The sequence below is a fragment of the Dawidia soli genome, assembly GCF_018598185.1.
Classification (GTDB): Bacteria; Bacteroidota; Bacteroidia; order Cytophagales; family Cyclobacteriaceae; genus Ohtaekwangia; species Ohtaekwangia soli.
This window is the reverse complement of the sequence record NZ_JAHESC010000030.1, coordinates 15268-33197: the sequence shown is the minus strand read 5'-3', so window position 1 is coordinate 33197 and position 17930 is coordinate 15268. Positions and strand designations below refer to the sequence as shown.

At 51.2% G+C, this 17930-nt stretch carries 13 protein-coding genes; 2 read left to right on the top strand and 11 right to left on the bottom strand.

Features of this window, described 5'->3' with window-relative positions; genetic code table 11:
* Positions 1-15: 15 nt before the first annotated feature.
* A complete protein-coding gene (locus KK078_RS19330; RefSeq protein ID WP_254091955.1) occupies positions 16-1521 on the bottom strand; it encodes a GH3 auxin-responsive promoter family protein in 1506 nt (501 codons plus the stop codon).
* 122 nt (positions 1522-1643) lie between these two features.
* Between KK078_RS19330 and KK078_RS19325 the strand changes: the two genes are divergently transcribed.
* Positions 1644-3089 (top strand): S1C family serine protease, encoded by a 1446-nt coding sequence (locus tag KK078_RS19325; RefSeq protein WP_254091954.1) that lies wholly within the window; start codon positions 1644-1646, stop codon positions 3087-3089.
* Positions 3090-3167: 78 nt separating this feature from the next.
* On the opposite strand, the gene KK078_RS19320 is transcribed toward KK078_RS19325, so the two are convergent.
* The 3 genes from KK078_RS19320 to KK078_RS19310 are packed head-to-tail and all read right to left on the bottom strand — an operon-like array spanning position 3168 to position 7868.
* Entirely contained in the window at positions 3168-5102 is a 1935-nt protein-coding gene (locus tag KK078_RS19320; RefSeq protein ID WP_254091953.1) for a hypothetical protein, read from the bottom strand.
* 15 nt (positions 5103-5117) lie between these two features.
* Complete coding sequence (locus tag KK078_RS19315; RefSeq protein ID WP_254091952.1) at positions 5118-6209, bottom strand: S8 family peptidase; 1092 nt, start codon at positions 6207-6209, stop codon at positions 5118-5120.
* Positions 6210-6215: 6 nt separating this feature from the next.
* The gene (locus tag KK078_RS19310; RefSeq protein ID WP_254091951.1) at positions 6216-7868 is read right to left on the bottom strand and encodes a hypothetical protein; all 1653 of its coding nucleotides are present in this window, start codon (positions 7866-7868) and stop codon (positions 6216-6218) included.
* A gap of 449 nt (positions 7869-8317) precedes the next feature.
* On the opposite strand from KK078_RS19310, the gene KK078_RS19305 reads away from it, so the two are divergent.
* Positions 8318-9118: an alpha/beta fold hydrolase gene (locus KK078_RS19305; protein ID WP_254091950.1), complete on the top strand. Its 801-nt coding sequence runs from the start codon at positions 8318-8320 to the stop codon at positions 9116-9118.
* 453 nt (positions 9119-9571) lie between these two features.
* Here KK078_RS19305 and KK078_RS19300 read toward each other — a convergent pair whose 3' ends face one another.
* The 7 genes from KK078_RS19300 to KK078_RS19270 all read right to left on the bottom strand — a co-directional run bounded on the left by KK078_RS19300 (position 9572) and on the right by KK078_RS19270 (position 17889).
* Positions 9572-9739 (bottom strand): hypothetical protein, encoded by a 168-nt coding sequence (locus KK078_RS19300; protein WP_254091949.1) that lies wholly within the window; start codon positions 9737-9739, stop codon positions 9572-9574.
* 48 nt (positions 9740-9787) lie between these two features.
* Entirely contained in the window at positions 9788-10603 is an 816-nt protein-coding gene (locus KK078_RS19295; RefSeq protein WP_254091948.1) for an SDR family oxidoreductase, read from the bottom strand.
* Positions 10604-10605: 2 nt separating this feature from the next.
* Complete coding sequence (locus KK078_RS19290; protein WP_254091947.1) at positions 10606-11517, bottom strand: YitT family protein; 912 nt, start codon at positions 11515-11517, stop codon at positions 10606-10608.
* An 86-nt stretch (positions 11518-11603) separates the two neighbouring features.
* Positions 11604-11882, bottom strand: coding sequence for a hypothetical protein (locus KK078_RS19285; protein ID WP_254091946.1), 279 nt, complete (start codon positions 11880-11882; stop codon positions 11604-11606).
* A gap of 261 nt (positions 11883-12143) precedes the next feature.
* The gene (locus tag KK078_RS19280; protein WP_254091945.1) at positions 12144-14549 is read right to left on the bottom strand and encodes an ABC transporter permease; all 2406 of its coding nucleotides are present in this window, start codon (positions 14547-14549) and stop codon (positions 12144-12146) included.
* 85 nt (positions 14550-14634) lie between these two features.
* On the bottom strand, positions 14635-17010 hold the full coding sequence (locus tag KK078_RS19275; protein ID WP_254091944.1) for an ABC transporter permease: 2376 nt from the start codon (positions 17008-17010) through the stop codon (positions 14635-14637).
* Between the two features lie 189 nt (positions 17011-17199).
* Entirely contained in the window at positions 17200-17889 is a 690-nt protein-coding gene (locus KK078_RS19270; RefSeq protein WP_254091943.1) for an ABC transporter ATP-binding protein, read from the bottom strand.
* Positions 17890-17930: the final 41 nt, after the last annotated feature.

Sequence of the window (17930 nt, the reverse complement as noted above, 5' to 3'; positions counted from 1 at the left end):
TACGCATAAGTTTGCTTATGACCGAACGGCAAACTTTCCCCCTAATACGTCGGCAATGGCGCGGTCGTTCGACAGGCGCGGCACCTTGTTTTGCCCTCCCAGTTTTCCCAACGACTTCATGTATTCGATGAAGGCGCTGCGCTGCAGCGGGGTGACGATAAGTGTACGCAGGATGTTTCCGGTGATCAGGTCGTCGTAGTACACGTTGAGCTTGCGCAGCTCGTCGTCGAGCGTTTGCGCAAAAGCCTCCGGGTCATGCGGAAGTTGCGCAAACTCTACCAGCCACTCGTGGTGCGGCAGGCCCGTAGCCGGCGTCACCTGCGGGGCTACAGTAAATTCTACAATGGCTGCTTCGGGAAATTTTTCCAGCGCATATTTCATGGCCCGTTCCACTTCTTCACCGATGACGTGCTCGCCAAAGGCTGAGATAAAATGTTTAATGCGCCCCGTGACAACGATACGGTACGGATCTTTCGATACAAACTTCACGGTATCGCCGATGGAGTAGCCCCACAAACCGGCGTTGTTGTTGATGATCAGAGCATAGTTCTTGCCAAGCTCTACCTCGCCTATGCTCAGCCGCGCAGGCTTCTCCGCGAAGTATTCTTCTACCGGCACGAACTCAAAAAAGATGCCCGTATCCAGCAACAGCAGCAGGCCGGGCGTTGTCTGCGAATCCTGGTAGGCTATAAATCCTTCCGACGCAGGGTATGTTTCAATTGAATCCACTCGCTTGCCGATCGCCTCGAACAGCTTGGCGCGGTAAGGCTCGAAGTTTACACCGCCGTACACAAATACCGAAAAGTTGGGGAATACATCCTTTACCTTCTTACCCGTGCGGGCCTGGATGCGGTCAAAGTACATCTGCGCCCACGGCGGAATGCCCGAGATCAGGCGCATGTCGGCCCGTAAAGTTTCGTCTACGATCTTGTCGAGCTTTTCCTCCCAGTCTTCGATACAATTGGTTTCATAGCTGGGCTTTTGGTTGCCGCGCAGGTAGGCGGGCACCTGGTGGTTGGAGATGCCGGACAGCCGACCGGTCTTGATACCCGCTTTTTCTTCCAGCTCGGGACTGCCCGACAGGAAGATCAGCCCCCCATCGAGAAACGACGCATTACCCGTCTCGTGCACGTAGCTCAGCACGGCATTGCGCGCGCTGTTGAAATGGTTGGGAAGCGACGCTTTGGTGATGGGAATATACTTGATGCCCGAGGTCGTGCCCGAGGTCTTGGCAAAATAAGCAGGCTTGCCCTTCCAGAGTACGTCCGGCTCGCCGTGCACAACCCGCTCGATGTAGGGCCGCAGGGCCTCGTAGTCGCGTAGGGGAACTTGTTTCTTAAAGTCCTCGTATGTATGAATAGTATCAAAGCCGTGGTCTCTGCCAAAGGCCGTGTGCCTGGCTTCGCCGATCAGATACCGGAATACTTTTTGCTGAGAAGCAACCGGTGCAAGCGACCATTTCTTAGTCTGACGGGCAATGTAGGCGGCAATCGGCCGGGCGAAGAACGAACGAATTCCCATAATGTGCAAAACTAAGAAAATTGGCCAAAGCGCATCAACAATGCGTATTTTTGCCGACACACACTGAACTTTTTACACACCCGTTCCATCAGTACCAAACGACAAAACCGATATTGATTTCTATGAAGAACGTCCTGAAAATTGTCATCGTAGCTTTCCTGGCCGGATTTGGCGGCTCGTATGCTTTTTATGCCCTGGTGGTAAAGCCCGACCTGGCTGCCCGCGAGGCCGAAACGCCGTTTACCACCGCCGTAGGCTATGACGCGCCGCTCACCTATCACTCCTCCTCCTCGGCCACCCCAACGGTCGCCGTACCCAACGTCGACTTCAGCTTTGCCGCGGCCAAAGCCACCCAGAGTGTTGTATACATCAACAGCATCTCACAAGGTGCCTCCTATTCATACTGGGACTGGTTCTTTAACCAGGGCAGCAGCAACCGCACCCAGGTCAGCAGCGGCTCGGGGGTGATCTTTACAGCCGACGGCTATATCATCACTAACAACCACGTGGTGGAGACAGCAGAGCGCATTGAAGTGAACTATAACAAACGCACCTATCCGGCAGAGCTCATCGGCACCGACCCCTCTACCGACCTCGCCGTGATCAAGATCCAACCCGAAGGCAACGACCTGCCTGCCGCCGCGTTGGGTAGCTCCAAGAGCGTACAGGTGGGCGAATGGGTCATTGCCGTGGGGAATCCGTTTACACTCTCGTCTACAGTAACGGCGGGGATCGTCAGCGCCAAGGGCCGCCGCATCGGCATCCTGGAAGACAAGTTCCCCATCGAATCATTTATTCAAACCGATGCCGCCATCAACCCCGGCAACTCCGGCGGTGCGCTGGTGAACAAAGCCGGCGAGCTGGTAGGCATCAACTCGGCTATTCTCTCCCGCACAGGCTCTTACACAGGCTATGCCTTTGCCATTCCCATCGACATTGCCAAGAAGGTGTTCAACGACCTGGTAAAATACGGCGCACCTCAAAAAGCTTTCCTGGGTACCAGCGTAGTGGAGTATAACTACGAAAATGCCAGGAAGTACGACCTGGCCACCAATGTAAAAGCATTCAACGGCGTGCTGGTCGAGCAGCTCGACCGCGAAGGCCCGGCAATCAAAGCCGGCCTGAAGCTGGGCGATATCATTACCCGCATAGACACCATCAACATCAATACCCAGAGCGAGTTCGAAGAAGAGCTAAGCTACCACAACCCCGGCGACAAGATCACCATTACATACCTGCGCAGCAACAAGGTCAATACCGCTACGCTCACGCTGGTCAATCAGAACGGCAGCACAGAGATCATTAAACGCAAGATCCTGAGCGATGGGTCGCTCGGCGCACAGCTCGAGTCCACACGTTACGGCGTGAAAGTATTCAAGATGAAAGACAACAGTGTGTTGAAACGCATCGGTATACCCGAGAATTTTACGATCGTGGCGTTGAACCGCCAACGTGTAAAAGACCCTGAGGAAGTCAGCGAGTTCTTTGCCAAGTATCGTGGGCGGGCATATGTATATGGTATCAACAGTTCGAAGCAGCAGATGGAGATCCCGATCGATATTCGATAACATAATATCAGCGCCAGGTCAACTAACCTGGCGCTTTTTTCTTATACCCCGCTGACCGTTTTTTTACCTTACCGACCTTTATTTGGTTTTTTTGTCCTTCCGGTTGTACAAATTGAAAACGGGTATATCCACGGCAATGAAGCCACCCGCCCGGACATAATAGTCTTTATGGATGTCCGCCACCCCGTTCGGGTTGACATCACGCAACGCCGGGCCCATCTGCACACCTGCTCCAATCGATATCGGACTTTTGCCCAATCCATAAACAAAGAATAAACCCGGAGCAACAATATCCTCGAGCTGTATTTCAGACGAAACAGTTGTATTGTCATCCTTAAACCTGAACGCCGCCAGCGTACCCACGTCTATCACCGAGGCGAAAATGCTGATAGACTTTCCGCCTTTCTTTTCGTTATTCTTCATGGCGCCTCTGCTGAATGCAAAACCGACAGGAGCAAACAAACCGGCCGAGAAACTATCCTTGTTTTCAGATTGCGGCATATGCTCGTTCCCTCCGTAAAAGCCCATATACGCATTTAGTGAAATATTAGCGCGCGACTCGCGTTTTACGCGATAACTACCCGGTGGGAGCGCCACTACCTCGATAGCTTGTTTAACTTCTTCCGAAGTCTTCGCCACGGCCACACCGGCCATAAAGGTCCCGTATTTGATCACACCATTTACAAGATTCGGGTCTACCGATATTTTCTGCAGGATCAGGGAAAGCTCGATCACGCCGGCGCTGTAGCTTCTGGTTCGTACATCAGCAAGTAAATTTGCCGTATGGGTAAAAAAGAATTGCGCGTTGTCTACAACTGCCGCCGGAAATAACGTTGCTCCGGCGGTGGTCAGAAGAAGCCTGTTGGTCACCTCGGAGACGTCTAAGATCGTGCTTCCGAGCAGGACGTAGTTCTCGGCAATACCGCGCTCGCTTTGCCCCCTGATCTCCGAAATGATCTTATCACCCTGAACAAGCAAAGGCTTAAGCTCGCCCACGAACTGTACACCTCCGTTGAGGTGTGCCGCTACGCTGGCAAGTATATTCGTCAACGGTGTGCCGTTGATGGAAACATTAAGTTCCCGGGCTTTTTCATAAAGCAAACCGAAGTAAAGCCGGGCAAACGTGATATCGTTAAATTCACCAAAGTCCTGTTCTGAAATCCAGTAGCGGTTTGGATCGTCGGATCGGAGTGATTGAGAAACCAAATTGGCAACCTTTACTATTGGACCAAATTCACCCCAGACAGCGTTGTTATAGGCTCTTCCCGCAAAGTCGTTCAATATATCGCCGGGATGCTTGCCATTTTGAATATCAACCGCCAATTGAAGCGCCAGTTGAAGGTAAGGATACAAAGCAGATCCCTGAATGATCGTCACAACAGAGCCTGGAGGATTTTGATTTATCCAGCGATTTGTATTGACGAGAAGCGCTGACAGGTCGTGCGCAAAAGCCTCTCGTAACGACTGGAGATACATTTGATAGTTGTAAATTTCACTACCAACCACCAGCATTACCGAGTGTGTATTAGGAAAAAGCACCTTTAGATCGTTTCCATAGGTGGTGTTCTCAAGAAATTCTTTGAATCGTTCAAAAAAATATACATCCAGCTCCGCCTTTGTCCGTTCCACCAGGAACCGGGCAATGCCGTCCGCGACAGTAGTAACATTGAGTCCACCAATTTTATTAACGCTGGATGTGATCATGTTCACCGCATTACCACCTGCGCCCCCGGCTATCAATGGACTAATCTCCGCTCCAAAGAAAGGGTTGGCAGTGAACGCTCCCAGTACCTGACCCGTGGTAAGTGCGGGATTATTCCGATGCGCTAATGGCAGGTAATTTTTAAGGAGTCCCGCAAGAATGTCAACGGACGCATTATCGTTCTTAAACGCAAAATTTGGATGCGTAACGGTCACACAACGCTCACGGACGGTTTTAGCATCCCGGAATGCGATCTGTGCGTTAGCAGACAACATGAAAAAAAGCATGTTAACGAGTAGGATTCTTTTCATAATACTTATTCTCCTTTATAGCTTGGTAATTGCATTTCGTAAATTGAGCAAACCCCTTCCGGTTCGAATATCCGGCCCGAGCGTCGGACCGATATCATCGCATGTTGACAGAATAGCTTCAATACACTTATCCCGCGTGGTTTTTCCCTTTGCATAAGCAAACATCAACGCAAGACAACCGGCTGTAAACGCGGTGGCCATACTGGTACCATTTTCCTGATTCCTACCATCGTTCAGCGCCGCAGTCAGCACAGATGCACCCGGTGCCAGAAAATCAAGCTGCCGGTTCCAGTTTGAGTACGAAACAAGGTGTCCCGACAGATCAAATGCTCCGACCGCAAGTACTTTCTCATAACATGCGGGAAAGGTGTCAACATCCGGCCCCATGGGAAGGTTGATATCCCGGTTGTTCCCGATGGCAGCGACCACTGTTTTTCCGTTTGCATGACATTTGTCGACCGCAGTCTTCAGGTCCGGATCGTCGGGCAGAGTCGTGCTTACTGAAATAATGTCCACTGCGTCTATACCGGCCGCGTGATCCAGCGCTTTGGCAAATAGTTTTACATTGGCGCCACGCTGATGTTCCGAGGCCCGAAGGATCAGTAACTCGACGCCAGGCGCCACGCCGAATACTTTATTTCTCCCGCTCGCGCCAATTATTCCCGCCATGTTTGTGCCATGACCATCGATATCCTTAATATCCTTGGCGTCGCTGACGAAACTTTTCGAGAGACGATGAAGCTTTGTCGCCAGATCCTGGTGAAGAATATCAATTCCCGTATCGATAACGGCCACAGTGATTCCTTCGCCCATGGTCTTTAACTTACTCCAAATAAAGGGCAAATTATAACGCTCATGCCCCCAGCTCATTTTCGCGGGGTCAAACTCCCTGGGTATTATCGGCTTGGTATTTGCAAAACCTCCGCTCCAGTAGTAATTGTTGGCAGCGTCTCTATACCAGGTAGCGATATTTTCAAATTCACCGCCGTCGTACAAACGTCCATCCACTTCAATTTCACTCCCTGGGGCCAGATATTGGTAACTGGGTGCATTGACGTTGGGAGCTCCTACGCGCACATTCAAATAGTCTTTAACAAGCAGTTTCATACCCGATTATCCTTTTCGATTTAACGGATGGGCCGGATGGGACAGCCCCATATCTTCAGGCGTGGAGCTGGCCGCCGTTGTATGCGTCGGCGTTTTTACAGCCCCCCTGACCTGAATCAACTTACTCAACAAATCAAACCAAAATGGCGCGCCGAGCGAAATCGCTATTGCCGTCAGCAAGTAGCCCCAGAACGCAACGGAAAAAATATTGCTAAGTATATACAAGCAATATCCGCCGAAAGTGTCATTCACGTCTATTTTTGTTCCATCATTACTGATACCCGTATATACCATGCGGCCATCCACTTTTGAAGTTTTCAGGCAGCATAGTATGCTGGGCGTTGCACCGCTCGGAAACTCCAAGATCTTTTTGTCCGAGGTGTGAAGTCTTCTTTCACCATACACTGAATCTATAGCGTAGAGTATTGCATAGTCGGTAAGCTTCTTTTCCTTTAATTCTTTCATCCTGGCCTCAAGTTCTTTCGTCCAGGGCATCAGGGTGAGGCTTTCCGGAAGGGTAATCCAGCCAGACCCGAGTAGCGAATTGGCATCGTCAAGCTGTCGTTGTATCTCGCGTCGAACTGCGTCCAGTGAATCCATCTTTGCTTCGTCATTCGCCTTTTGAGCAGTAGCGCTGTCTGCTCTGCCTTTTCTAATAGATTCGATGAGCTGCTTTGTCCTGGGATCATTGACCGTACGCGATGCGTTTTCCACCATTTTGTCGCGTAGGTCTTTATTCACCGATAATTTACCAACGATTGCCAGGGTATCGGCATTGAAGCCGATCGCAATGATCAAGCCGATAATGAGCAACGTAAACTGTATCCTTTGCTTATACCATCCCGACGCGCGGTTCATCGTGTCTTCGAACCATTGCTCAAGTTGCAACCTGAATTTAAACAGGTCATTGTTCGAATCTCTCAGCAATGAAGTCAGATGCGTTCGTGTTTCGCGGCCAAATAGATTAAGCATTTCGTCCGCTCTGTATATCACTGCTTTTTTCTCCGGATGCTTCCTGGCGGCCTTCAACAGTTGCAAAATTCTCCGGAGGACGATCCGCTGTGCCGCATCCAGATCGGAATGGTTAACATCAATCGACTCTGCACGTTCTTTTAGCGATTTGTAGATCGCGTTATAATCTCGTTCCTCGCTTGGCTGGTAGGGCTCTTTCGTATCCGGATTGGTCTTGATAATATCTTTCAAAGACGCGAGCTCCTTTGTATGCTGTACATTGCCTTTTAAAACATTTTGAATTTTCTCGATGTCACTCAACTCATCACTCCCGCCATACTGGCGGAATATTTCAAGGATCGCCTTGGAAAAATTCTGGCTTGTAATATAAGCCGGCTTACTCTGCAGGGTATTCCGTGCGAAGTACTTGATAAGGGGTAGATGATAAAATACGCACGTCGCCGGCCCCATGTAGTTGTCAAACAATTCAGAAACCGTTCTTTTTATATGCTTCCAAAATGCCACAAACTTGTTTTCGGATGTTTCGGGAAAGTCTTCCAGCATTCTGCGGATTGCTTGCTTTAGGTTCCGCTCCCGGAGCCCCAGGTGCACGGCGACAATCTCACACACAATCGTGGCAAAAAGACTATACAGCAGGTAAATGAAAACCAACCCGATAACGACGTCTAACGCAATGGATCCTGTCATGAAAGGCAAGTATTAAAATGGTGCAAGGCTATGTAATTTCAAGCTTGTCCGATAAGGTCACCCGCAATAACAATAAACTAAAAACCTCTTCCGGACGATGAATGATCCAGGAACCAGAGCAGACAAATATAAAAGCCCACCTATGCGCTACTGATATTCTCGGCAGCAAATAGATGGGCCGAACGAAACTAAAAAATGATAACGTGTTTTACAACCACTCCAGGATAATATTTTCAGAAAATACAAGGCACACTACGCTGGCGAGCTCGCTGCCGCCAGAATCTACTGTCGCTAAGGTGTGTTTACGGAGTCAAACACCCTACTGACGCAATCTACCCGCCAGATTGGCGTGTGAGCGGAGCCTGCTCCAGGATAATTCACCCTAAATTTGTTACATCCAAAAAAACTATATGCACGCCAAAATTTCTCTTGTACTTTTACTTATCATCATGACCCATAACACTTTGTACGCCCAGCAAAACACGTCCGGCCACTATGCCACTGTAAACGGATTGAAACTGTATTACGAGATCCACGGCACCGGCAAGCCTTTAGTATTGCTCCACGGTGGTGGCTCTACCATAGAGTCCAACTTCGCCCGTGTTCTGCCGGCCCTGGCCAGGACGCACCAGGTCATTGCCGTAGAGCTTCAGGCCCACGGCCACACCGCCGATATCGACCGGCCTTTCAGTTTCGAGCAGGATGCCGACGACGTAGCGGCACTCTTACAACACCTGCACCTTCAAAAGGCCGATATCCTGGGATTCAGTAACGGCGGGACTACTGCCCTGCAAGTCGCCATCCGGCACCCGAAGCAGGTCAACAAGCTGGTATTAGCCTCGGCGCTCTACCGGCGCGACGGTATGCCGGCAGGCTTTTTTGAAGGCATGCAGCACGCAACGCTCGAACACATGCCGGCCCCGTTAAAGGAAGCATACCGGAAAGTTAATTCCGACCCGCAGGGACTGCAAAAGATGTTTGACCGCGACGCCCGCCGCATGATCCATTTCCAGGATATCGGCGACGACCTCATCAAAGCTATCCAGGCGCCGGCCCTCGTCATCAACGGCGATACCGACGTGGTAAGGGCCGAACATGCCCTGCTCCTGTCGCGCACCTTGCCACACGCCGAGCTGGCTATTCTGCCGGGAGGCCACGGCGACTATATCGGCGAGGTCTGCGCCCCCGACAAGAACAGCAAAATGCCCGACTTTGTGGTGATGATGATCGATACGTTCCTGGCCAAATAACCCACCACTCACCACACGGAATCTGAATATCCCCTTCGGATTCCGCATGGTATCAAAAATTACCCTTCACGCAACAAGCTGATCAGCAATCCGATCGATACGCGGCATAGTAGTTGTCGCGGATAATTATCGACAATGGCTGGTAAACTTCGGTAATAACCATACAAGACACAGCCATTGCCAGGTGCCGGAGACGCCGACGCCTATTTTTTATACCCTAAAACGAATGCAAAAGTATATGAATCGGATGCTGAATTTTAAGATTGGTGATGTTGTACAACTGCCGTCGGAAGACAAGTTAATGACCGTCGAATCTGTCAAAGGAGATACCGTGCAATGTATTTGGCTGGATCCAAACCATACCGTGGTATACCACGGGTTTCCGGTCAGTGTTCTGATCTTTCCGGAGGCGGGATCCTTTTCGAAAAAGTCGGGGAATTATCTGATGGAAAACTAGCCTATTATATCACCGATCTGCAAGATCACCCACACCAGAAAATATACCGGCCCGCGGTTGCGATACAGTGCAGGGTTCGTTTTACGATTGCGGATGATCCAAAGGTGGCCGTATACCAGGCCGGTCGTCACGACTACAGTAATCAGTAATACAAGCCAGGTCATGTGAAAGGGAGTTAGTATGTTGGTTAAACGTAACTGTCCGACAGAAAGTTACGACCGGCTCAGCCAGGCCTGCCAGTCGTCGACCTGATAGCGATAGGCCAGCCTGGATTGCGATTGTGCTCCCTCCACGATCTTCCAGCGGGTGAGCTCCTCCACAAACACGGGCGCTTCCAGGCCCGCTCTTTTTGACGCCTGGCGGTAAAATGCCTGGCGTGTGGGATGATCGGGCGCACAGCCGTGCACGATCCCGCCAAAAGCCTTTGCTTTCAAGATTGCCCGACAGAGTCCCGTGCAATCGTCCTGGTGAATAAGATTTACCGGTGCATGTCCGTTCGGCACTTCCTTTTTACCGGCGAAGAACCGCCCGGGGTCTCGTCCCGGTCCCACCAGGCCGCCAAATCGGACGATGGTTGTGGTAAAATCGGTTTCCGCTTGCAACATGTGCTCTACGGCCAGCAGTATTTTACCGGAGTCGCTTTCGGGTGAGGGAACAGTATCTTCCTGAACGTGCCCATTCAGGTCGCTGAAGACCGCCGTCGAGCTGATGAAAATTACCTGTGGTACCTGGTGTTGTTTTGCCAGCGCGGCGACCTGGGCCACGGCGGCCTGATACTCGCCCGCCGGCGTTACACCGGCCCGGGGCGGTATCGTGATCACCAACACATCGCAACGAAAGAACGACGGCGCTACCATTAACGCCCCGGGCCGGATGTGTATGAGAAAAGGTTCTATTCCCTGCTCCGCCAGCAACGGCAATTTACGCTCCGAGGTTGTAGAACCCTTTACCGTGTGACCTTCCGCCACCAACGTGCGGGCGAAGTGAATCCCAAACCAGCCGCACCCCAATATACTTACCGTCATCATGTCTAGTCGTGCAGAGGCCGTTTCTTGATCATGCCTCCCTTGATATCGTTTACACTGTTCTCTACCACGAAGGCCCCGGGATCGATCTTGGCAATTTCCGTTTTAAGCTTTTGCAGTTCCAGGCGGGTAATGACGGAAAAGATCACATCCAGGTCTTTTTCACGATGGCCGGTCTTGCCATAGCCACTCTTGCCTTTCAGGATCGTTACCCCACGGCCCATCTTTTCGGTAATGGCATCTTTGATCTCCATGCTCTTTTCCGATACGATCATCACACTGGTATACTCTTCGATACCGTGCACAACAAAGTCGACCGTCTTCGACGCGACAAGGTACGTCAGGATGGCATACAGTGCCACTTCGATGTTGATGAGGTAAGCCGCTACTGAAAATATGAGAATGTTCAGAATGAGAATAATATCACCGACGGTGAGCGTCGTCTTGCGGCTGGTATAAATGGCCAACACTTCGGTGCCGTCGATGACAGAACCTCCCCGTATGGAAAGGCCGATGCCGCAGCCCAGAAAGAAGCCGCCAAAGAAGGCTATCAGCAGACGGTCGTTGGTAATCGCCGGGAATTCAACCAGGGCCAGGCAGACCGCCAGCCCGGCAATGGCCGCGAGTGTCTTAAAGGCAAATTTCTGAGATACCTGCGTGTAGCCGATGATAATAAAAGGAATGTTGAGCAAGACCACCAGGTACGACAGCTCGATCTTTGTCAACAGGTTTGTCAGCAGGGAAATCCCCATGACACCGCCGTCGAGGAAGTTGTTAGGTAGCAGAAATCCTTTCAGTCCGAAAGCAGCCGACAGCACCCCCAGGGATATAAAGAGTGTGTCTTTTACTGTACGGATGACGCCGATGCGCCGGTTGCGATTAGCTTTTAGTTCATGTAAGCGTTCCGCTGAGGACATGGTCGGATAGATAAGTGCGGGAAAGATACAAAAAAAGCCGCCTCAACTTCTTGAGACGGCTTTACCAGGATTGTTTGGAAAAAGTCCTATACCGTTACATGTCCGGCTTTGGTATTCTTGTTCGTCTTGGTGTTTTTACGGCCGCCTTTTACCGCCTCGTCGATAAACTTTTCGACCTTTTTCTTCCTTTTGTCTTCTCGCTTCAGAATGTCGGCATATGCCTCTGCGAGCTTCTTGGCGTTCCGGTCGATCAACTTTTTCACTTTCTTGGTCGCCTCGGGCAGTTCCAGGCGGCTCAAGGCCTCCCGCGTCGAATCTTCGATCAGGCTTTTCAAAGCCTTCTTCGATTTCTTATTCTTCTCCATAATAAATCATCCGTTGATAGCTCAATTTACGGATTTATTACGGCAATGTTAAGGGGTTCGATGAAACTTAACATGGGCACGCTTTTATCGCCTTAAATCACTAAATAAACGTGATTTTTAACACTTTGTCCCAGGAAATCCCGAATCATGGATCTGATCGGTCCGGCCGAGCAAGCACCGCATGAGACCCGGCTAGTTACCCAGGATACCTTAGGCACAGGCCGGTGGCCTCATACCCATCTCCCGCATACCAGAGACATGTTATTCATATCGCAACGAATTCACAGGGCTGGTTCCTGCGGCTTTAATGGATTGATAGCCTACCGTTATCCAGGCAATGGCAATGGCGGCAAGACCGCTGCCGACAAAGATCAACGGGCTGATCTCGACGCGGTATTGAAAGCCCTGCAACCAGTTTGACGCGATGTACCACCCGGCCAGCGCCGCGGGCACAAAGGCGATCAGCACCAACCGGGTGAATTCTTTGGACAATAACAGGATCAGGCTGGGCATGGACGCACCCATGGCTTTGCGAATACCGATCTCTTTGGTGCGCTGCTCGGCCGTAAAGGCCGCCAATGCGAACAGTCCCAGACAGGCGATGAAGATGGCCAGCGCCGAGAACACGCCAAACACCTGTCCCATCCGCTGCTCCGAGCGGAACAGCCGGTCGAAGTTCTGATCCATAAAAGCATACTGGATCGGCTCGTTCTCCGTCTGTGTCTTCCAGAGCTTTTCGATCGTCGCGATCGCTTTGCCGGCATCGCCTTCATAACGCACCAACAGGCGACCGGACGTCTTGGTGAAGCGGATCGCCAGAGGCCGCACTTTGTCGCGTAGCGACTCGAAGTTAAAATCCCGATATACGCCAATTACTTTAAGACGCTCGAGACCTTTCCTTTGGTCGTTATACAAGATCTCTTCTTCCAGTGGTTTCTCAAATCCGAATTCTTTTACCGCAGCTTCGTTCAAGACAATAGCCAGCGTGTCCGCCGGTGATTCGGCCGAAAAGAAGCGGCCTTCCTTTATCTCAAATTTCATGGTGCGTTGGTTGTCGGCATCGGCATAATACACACCCATGATGTGGTCTTGTTCGCTGCCCGAGGCTTTAAAGACCGTCGTGTTGTTCACCCCCGGAAAGCTGTTGTTGGTAAAGCTGGCATCGACAATGCCCGTCTGTTCCAGCAGTGTATTTTTGAATGACGCCTGGTTCTTGTCAAGCGTCCAGGCATTGTTGACGACCAGCAGGTTGTGTTTATCGATGCCCATGTTGCGCTCCTGCATAAACGTGATCTGCTGATAGACCACCACCGTGAAGATGATCAGAAAGATGGAAAGCGCGAACTGGAATACCACCAACGAGCTCCGCACGCCTTTGCTGCGCATGCCGGCACGTACTTTGCCTTTCAGGACTTCCAAGGGACTGAACGACGTGAGATAAAACGCAGGATAGCTGCCGGCGATAAAGCCAACTAGCACAATCAACAGCATGGCGCTTGCGATGAACACCGGCGTGTATAACATCTGGATCTGAAGCGCCTTTCCTGCCAGCAGGTTGAACGACGGTAGCAACAGGTAGCAGGCTACCAAGGCGATTACCACGGCTACGGCACTGTACAACAGCGACTCTGACAGGAACTGCCGCACGAGCTGCCCGCGTAGCGACCCCAGTGTTTTCCGCAATCCTACCTCTTTCGCCCGGCCGGCCGAGCGCGCCGTAGACAGGTTCATAAAGTTGATGCAGGCGATGACAATAATAAACAGACCGACACCTCCGAAGAAATATATGTATAACAGGCTTCCCACGGGCTCGATCTCATGTTGCATGGTCGAACGCAAGTGAATGTCGGGCACGGCAATGGTCGAATAACCGAACTGTGCTCCTTCTGCTTCCAATTGCTTGAAGCTCTTGCCCAGGAAACGCTCCATTTCCGGTCCGACGTGGCGCTCGGCCAAGCCTCTGAACTTGGCGTGCACCGCATCGATCGATGCATCTTTGTTCAGGATCAGATAAGTATATAAGTTATTGTTCAGCCAGATAGAATTACGCAGGTAGTCTGCCGAGCTGGCGGAGAGCAGCACGTGAAAGACCAGGTGTGAGTTGGCGGGCGCGTTCTCGCATACACCGGTTACTTTAAACGTCTCATTGTCGTTGCCGATCACTACCATCTTACCCAACGCCGACTCATCGCCAAAGTATTTATGGGCGAGGTCTTCCGTCATGACGATGGAACGCGGCTCTTTCAGGGCTGTCTTTACATCGCCGGACAAGAGCTTGTAGCTAAAGAACTGAAAGAAGTTGGAGTCGGCATAAAACATCTTCTCTTCGATAAAAGCGATGTCGCCGTATTTGATGGACGACTGGCCGTAACTTGCCACGCGCGTCGCTTCTTCTACTTCCGGGATCTCTGCCACAAGGGCCGCCGCCATGGGCGGGCACGTCGTAGAGGTATGGATGTCCTGGCCGCTGATCTTGCCCAGCAGATTGACACGATACATGTGGTCGGCCCTGGCATGAAAGCGGTCATAGCTCAGCTCGTCTGAGATGTACAGAAAGATGAGCATACAGGCGGTGATACCCGTTGTCATCCCGAAGATATTGATCGCGGAAAAGAACTTGTGCTTGTTCATATTCCGGATCGCCACGAGGAAGTAGTTTCTAAACATACTGTTATGGATTTATGACCGTACGTAATCTTCTTTCATTATTCGACGCTTTCTCCTACCAGTATGTTACAGGATGCGTTGTTTTTTATTCATCCCGCAGCGTCGATACGGGATTCATGGAGGCCGCACTGAATACTTTATAGCCGATGGCCAGCGCCGACAGCATAAACATCAGTACGACAGATATAACAAAGGTATTGGAACCTGCCGGCAGGTAATACTTCCAAATACTTGACATCAGCATATTTACAAGAAGCGCCCCCAGTAAACACCCCGCCGCGGACGCGATAAGCAGGATAATGGCGAATTCGGTGTTGATAATGCGCGCAATGTTACCGACCGAAGCGCCCATTACTTTGCGCACTCCGATCTCCTTCATTTTGCGGATGATGTTCAGCGACACCAGCGTGAAAAGACCTGTCACGGAAAGCACCATGGCTACGATACCGAGAAAGGCAAATATCTTCACAATGTTGTCGTTCACTGTCAGCGACTCCTTCATCTCTTCGTTCAAATAGCGGCCGGTATATAAGCGGTTCGGGAATATTTGCTTCCACTCTTGCTCCATCGATGCGTTGACCGCGATCAGCTTGTCCACCGGGGCGCTGACGATCGCGTGTGTATAATTTTCCGGTGCGGTGTAGCGGATCATCATCGGTTGTGCTTTATCCCAAAGCCCGGCCGTGAACACATTTTTGGCAACACCCACGACGTACAGTTTAACCGTGTCGTGCCAGAGTATTTCCTTGCCCAGGGGCTTGTCCCATGAAAAGGTCTTGGCAAACTCTTCGGTGATAATGACCGACTCGCGACGATCGGTTTCGGAATCCTTCTGAAAATCCCTGCCTTCCAGGAGCGTGAGCCCCATGGCTTGCAGATAACCATCACCCACGTCGATGATATCAACCTCATACTGGCGCGACTCGTGCTTTACCGGGTCTCTGTAGCGGGATGAGAACACGCTGTGTTTTGAGCCCGCGATGGCCTGGATATCTTTGTTCCGTGCAATGGCATTGCGAAAGGTCTCGTATTCCTGGCCGTTGCTGACATACACGATCATGACACCTTTCTGATCAAAACCCAGATCGAAGTCACGTTGAAACAGCGAATTTTCATAGAAGGCAAACGAGCCAATGATGGCCAGCAGCGAGATTGCGTATTGCAGGCACAGCAGGATGCGTGTAAAGTAGTTTGTACCGCCGAACTTTTGTTTTCCTTTTAAGATGCCGACGGGCTCGAATCCGCTGATGTAAAAGGCGGGATAGCTGCCCGACAGCAGTCCAGTGAAACAAAGAATGCCGATCAAAAAGATCAGGAAACCGGGCGCATCCAGGTAATGCGAGGTGAGCTTCATTTCCGTCCACAGCGAGTTCCAGGCCGATATTAGTACTTCGCCCAGCACCATGCCGATGACAAGCGCCAGGAAGCAAATGAACAGCGTCTCGCCGATAAACTGGATGATCAGCTGCACGCGCATGCTGCCCATCACTTTCCGGATACCGATCTCTTTCAAACGGCGTGACGAGATCGCAATGGAGGTGTTCGTCATATTAAAGCAGGCGATCAGCAAGATGAGCACCGCCATGATGGCGGGGGTGATGACCGCGGCCCGCGCGTTGGCAGGATGGAGTGTTTCGGTCCATCGCTCGTTGTTCGAGTCGCGTCGCGCCATGCCGTCAAAAGGATCGAGTACATACTCGGTGACCTGAAAATCTTCGCGGACCTTGTTGTTGTTTTCCCGGTAGGGCTGTAATTGCGAGTGCACAACGCTCACGCGTGAAGGGTCTTTGACCTGTACGAACAATACCGTGTTATACCGCCAATCGTTTTCGGTGATCTCGTTCGCGTCGTCAAAAAAATTGTCGTAGTGCATATACGACTGTGCCTGAAAGCTCGAGTTCATGGGCTGTTTCCGGAACACCCCTCCCACCGTAAATTCTTTTAACTGCTCGCGTACCACCTGGGTAAGCTGACGCCCGACAACATCCGTGCTCCCGAAAAGCGTCTTCGCCATCTCGTCGCTAATCATCACGGTAGATTTATCTTTTATAGCATCCGGTCGCCCATAAAGAAAGTCAAAGGTGAACATGGTAAAAAAGTCGGGATCGACATAACGCACCTGACCGGGAAAGAGATTGTCGCCGACCTTAAAGTTCGTCCACGAGCGATTGAGCCGTGTGACGTGGTCCGCATCGGGTATATTTTGCCGGATGGCATTGGCCAGCGGAATACTGACCATGGTATGCATCTCGGTGGTGCCGTCAAACGTGCGGAGTGGGCTGACCCGGTATATCTCTCCGACGTGGCTGTGGTTCCTGTTGAATGCCTGATCGTACTCCCAGTTAAAATAGGCTACTATGCTACAGGCTATGCCGATGGACAATCCAAAGATATTGATGAAGATAAAGAACTTGTTCTTCATCATGCTCCGTAGGGTGATGAGCAGATAATTTTTTATCATAGTGGGGTGTTTTTACGGTATTTGCTGTTCTAAGACTCCCGCTCCTGCCCGGAGGTTGCATGCCGTGACGAAAATAAAAGCTCCCCTACCCCTGCTCTTTCGGCACAGCAACCCCTGCCACATGTTTATGTGGTGTGTATATAATAGCACTGCCTCCACAAGGGGGACAGTGCTATAGTATGTTATCGGCTAAATATGAAAGTGTTCTTTGATGTTCTCTGTTACGACCTTACCGTCGAACAGGTTGATGATGCGGTGTGCATAGTTCGCATCATACGGCGAGTGGGTCACCATGACGATGGTGGTTCCTTCTTCGTTCAGCTGTGACAACAGTTTCATTACTTCTTCACCGTTGGCCGAGTCCAGGTTACCGGTCGGTTCGTCGGCGAGGATTACTCTGGGTTTTGCTACGATCGCGCGCGAGATGGCCACACGCTGCTGCTGACCACCCGACAGCTGCTGCGGGAAGTGGTTGCGGCGGTGCATGATGTTCATCCGCTCCAGTACCTCTTCCACGCGTTGTTTGCGCTCGGACGACGGCACCTTCATGTACAGCAGGGGCAACTCCACGTTTTCGAATACGGTCAGCTCGTCGATCAGGTTAAAGCTCTGGAACACGAAGCCGATCGAGCCTTTGCGAAGCTGTGCGCGCTGGCGTTCGGAATATTTGGCCACTTCGTGCTCGCCAAAATGATACTCTCCTCCGGAAGGATTGTCCAGCAGACCGAGGATGTTGAGCAGGGTCGATTTGCCACAACCGGAAGGACCCATGATGGCAACGAATTCGCCCTCTTTGATTTCCAGGTTAATGCTGTTCAACGCGGTAGTTTCCACTTCTTCTGTCGTGTAAACTTTTTCAAGGTTCTTGAGTTTAATCATGGCTAGGAGATTTTCAGGATTATATTGTTGTAAGATGGAGT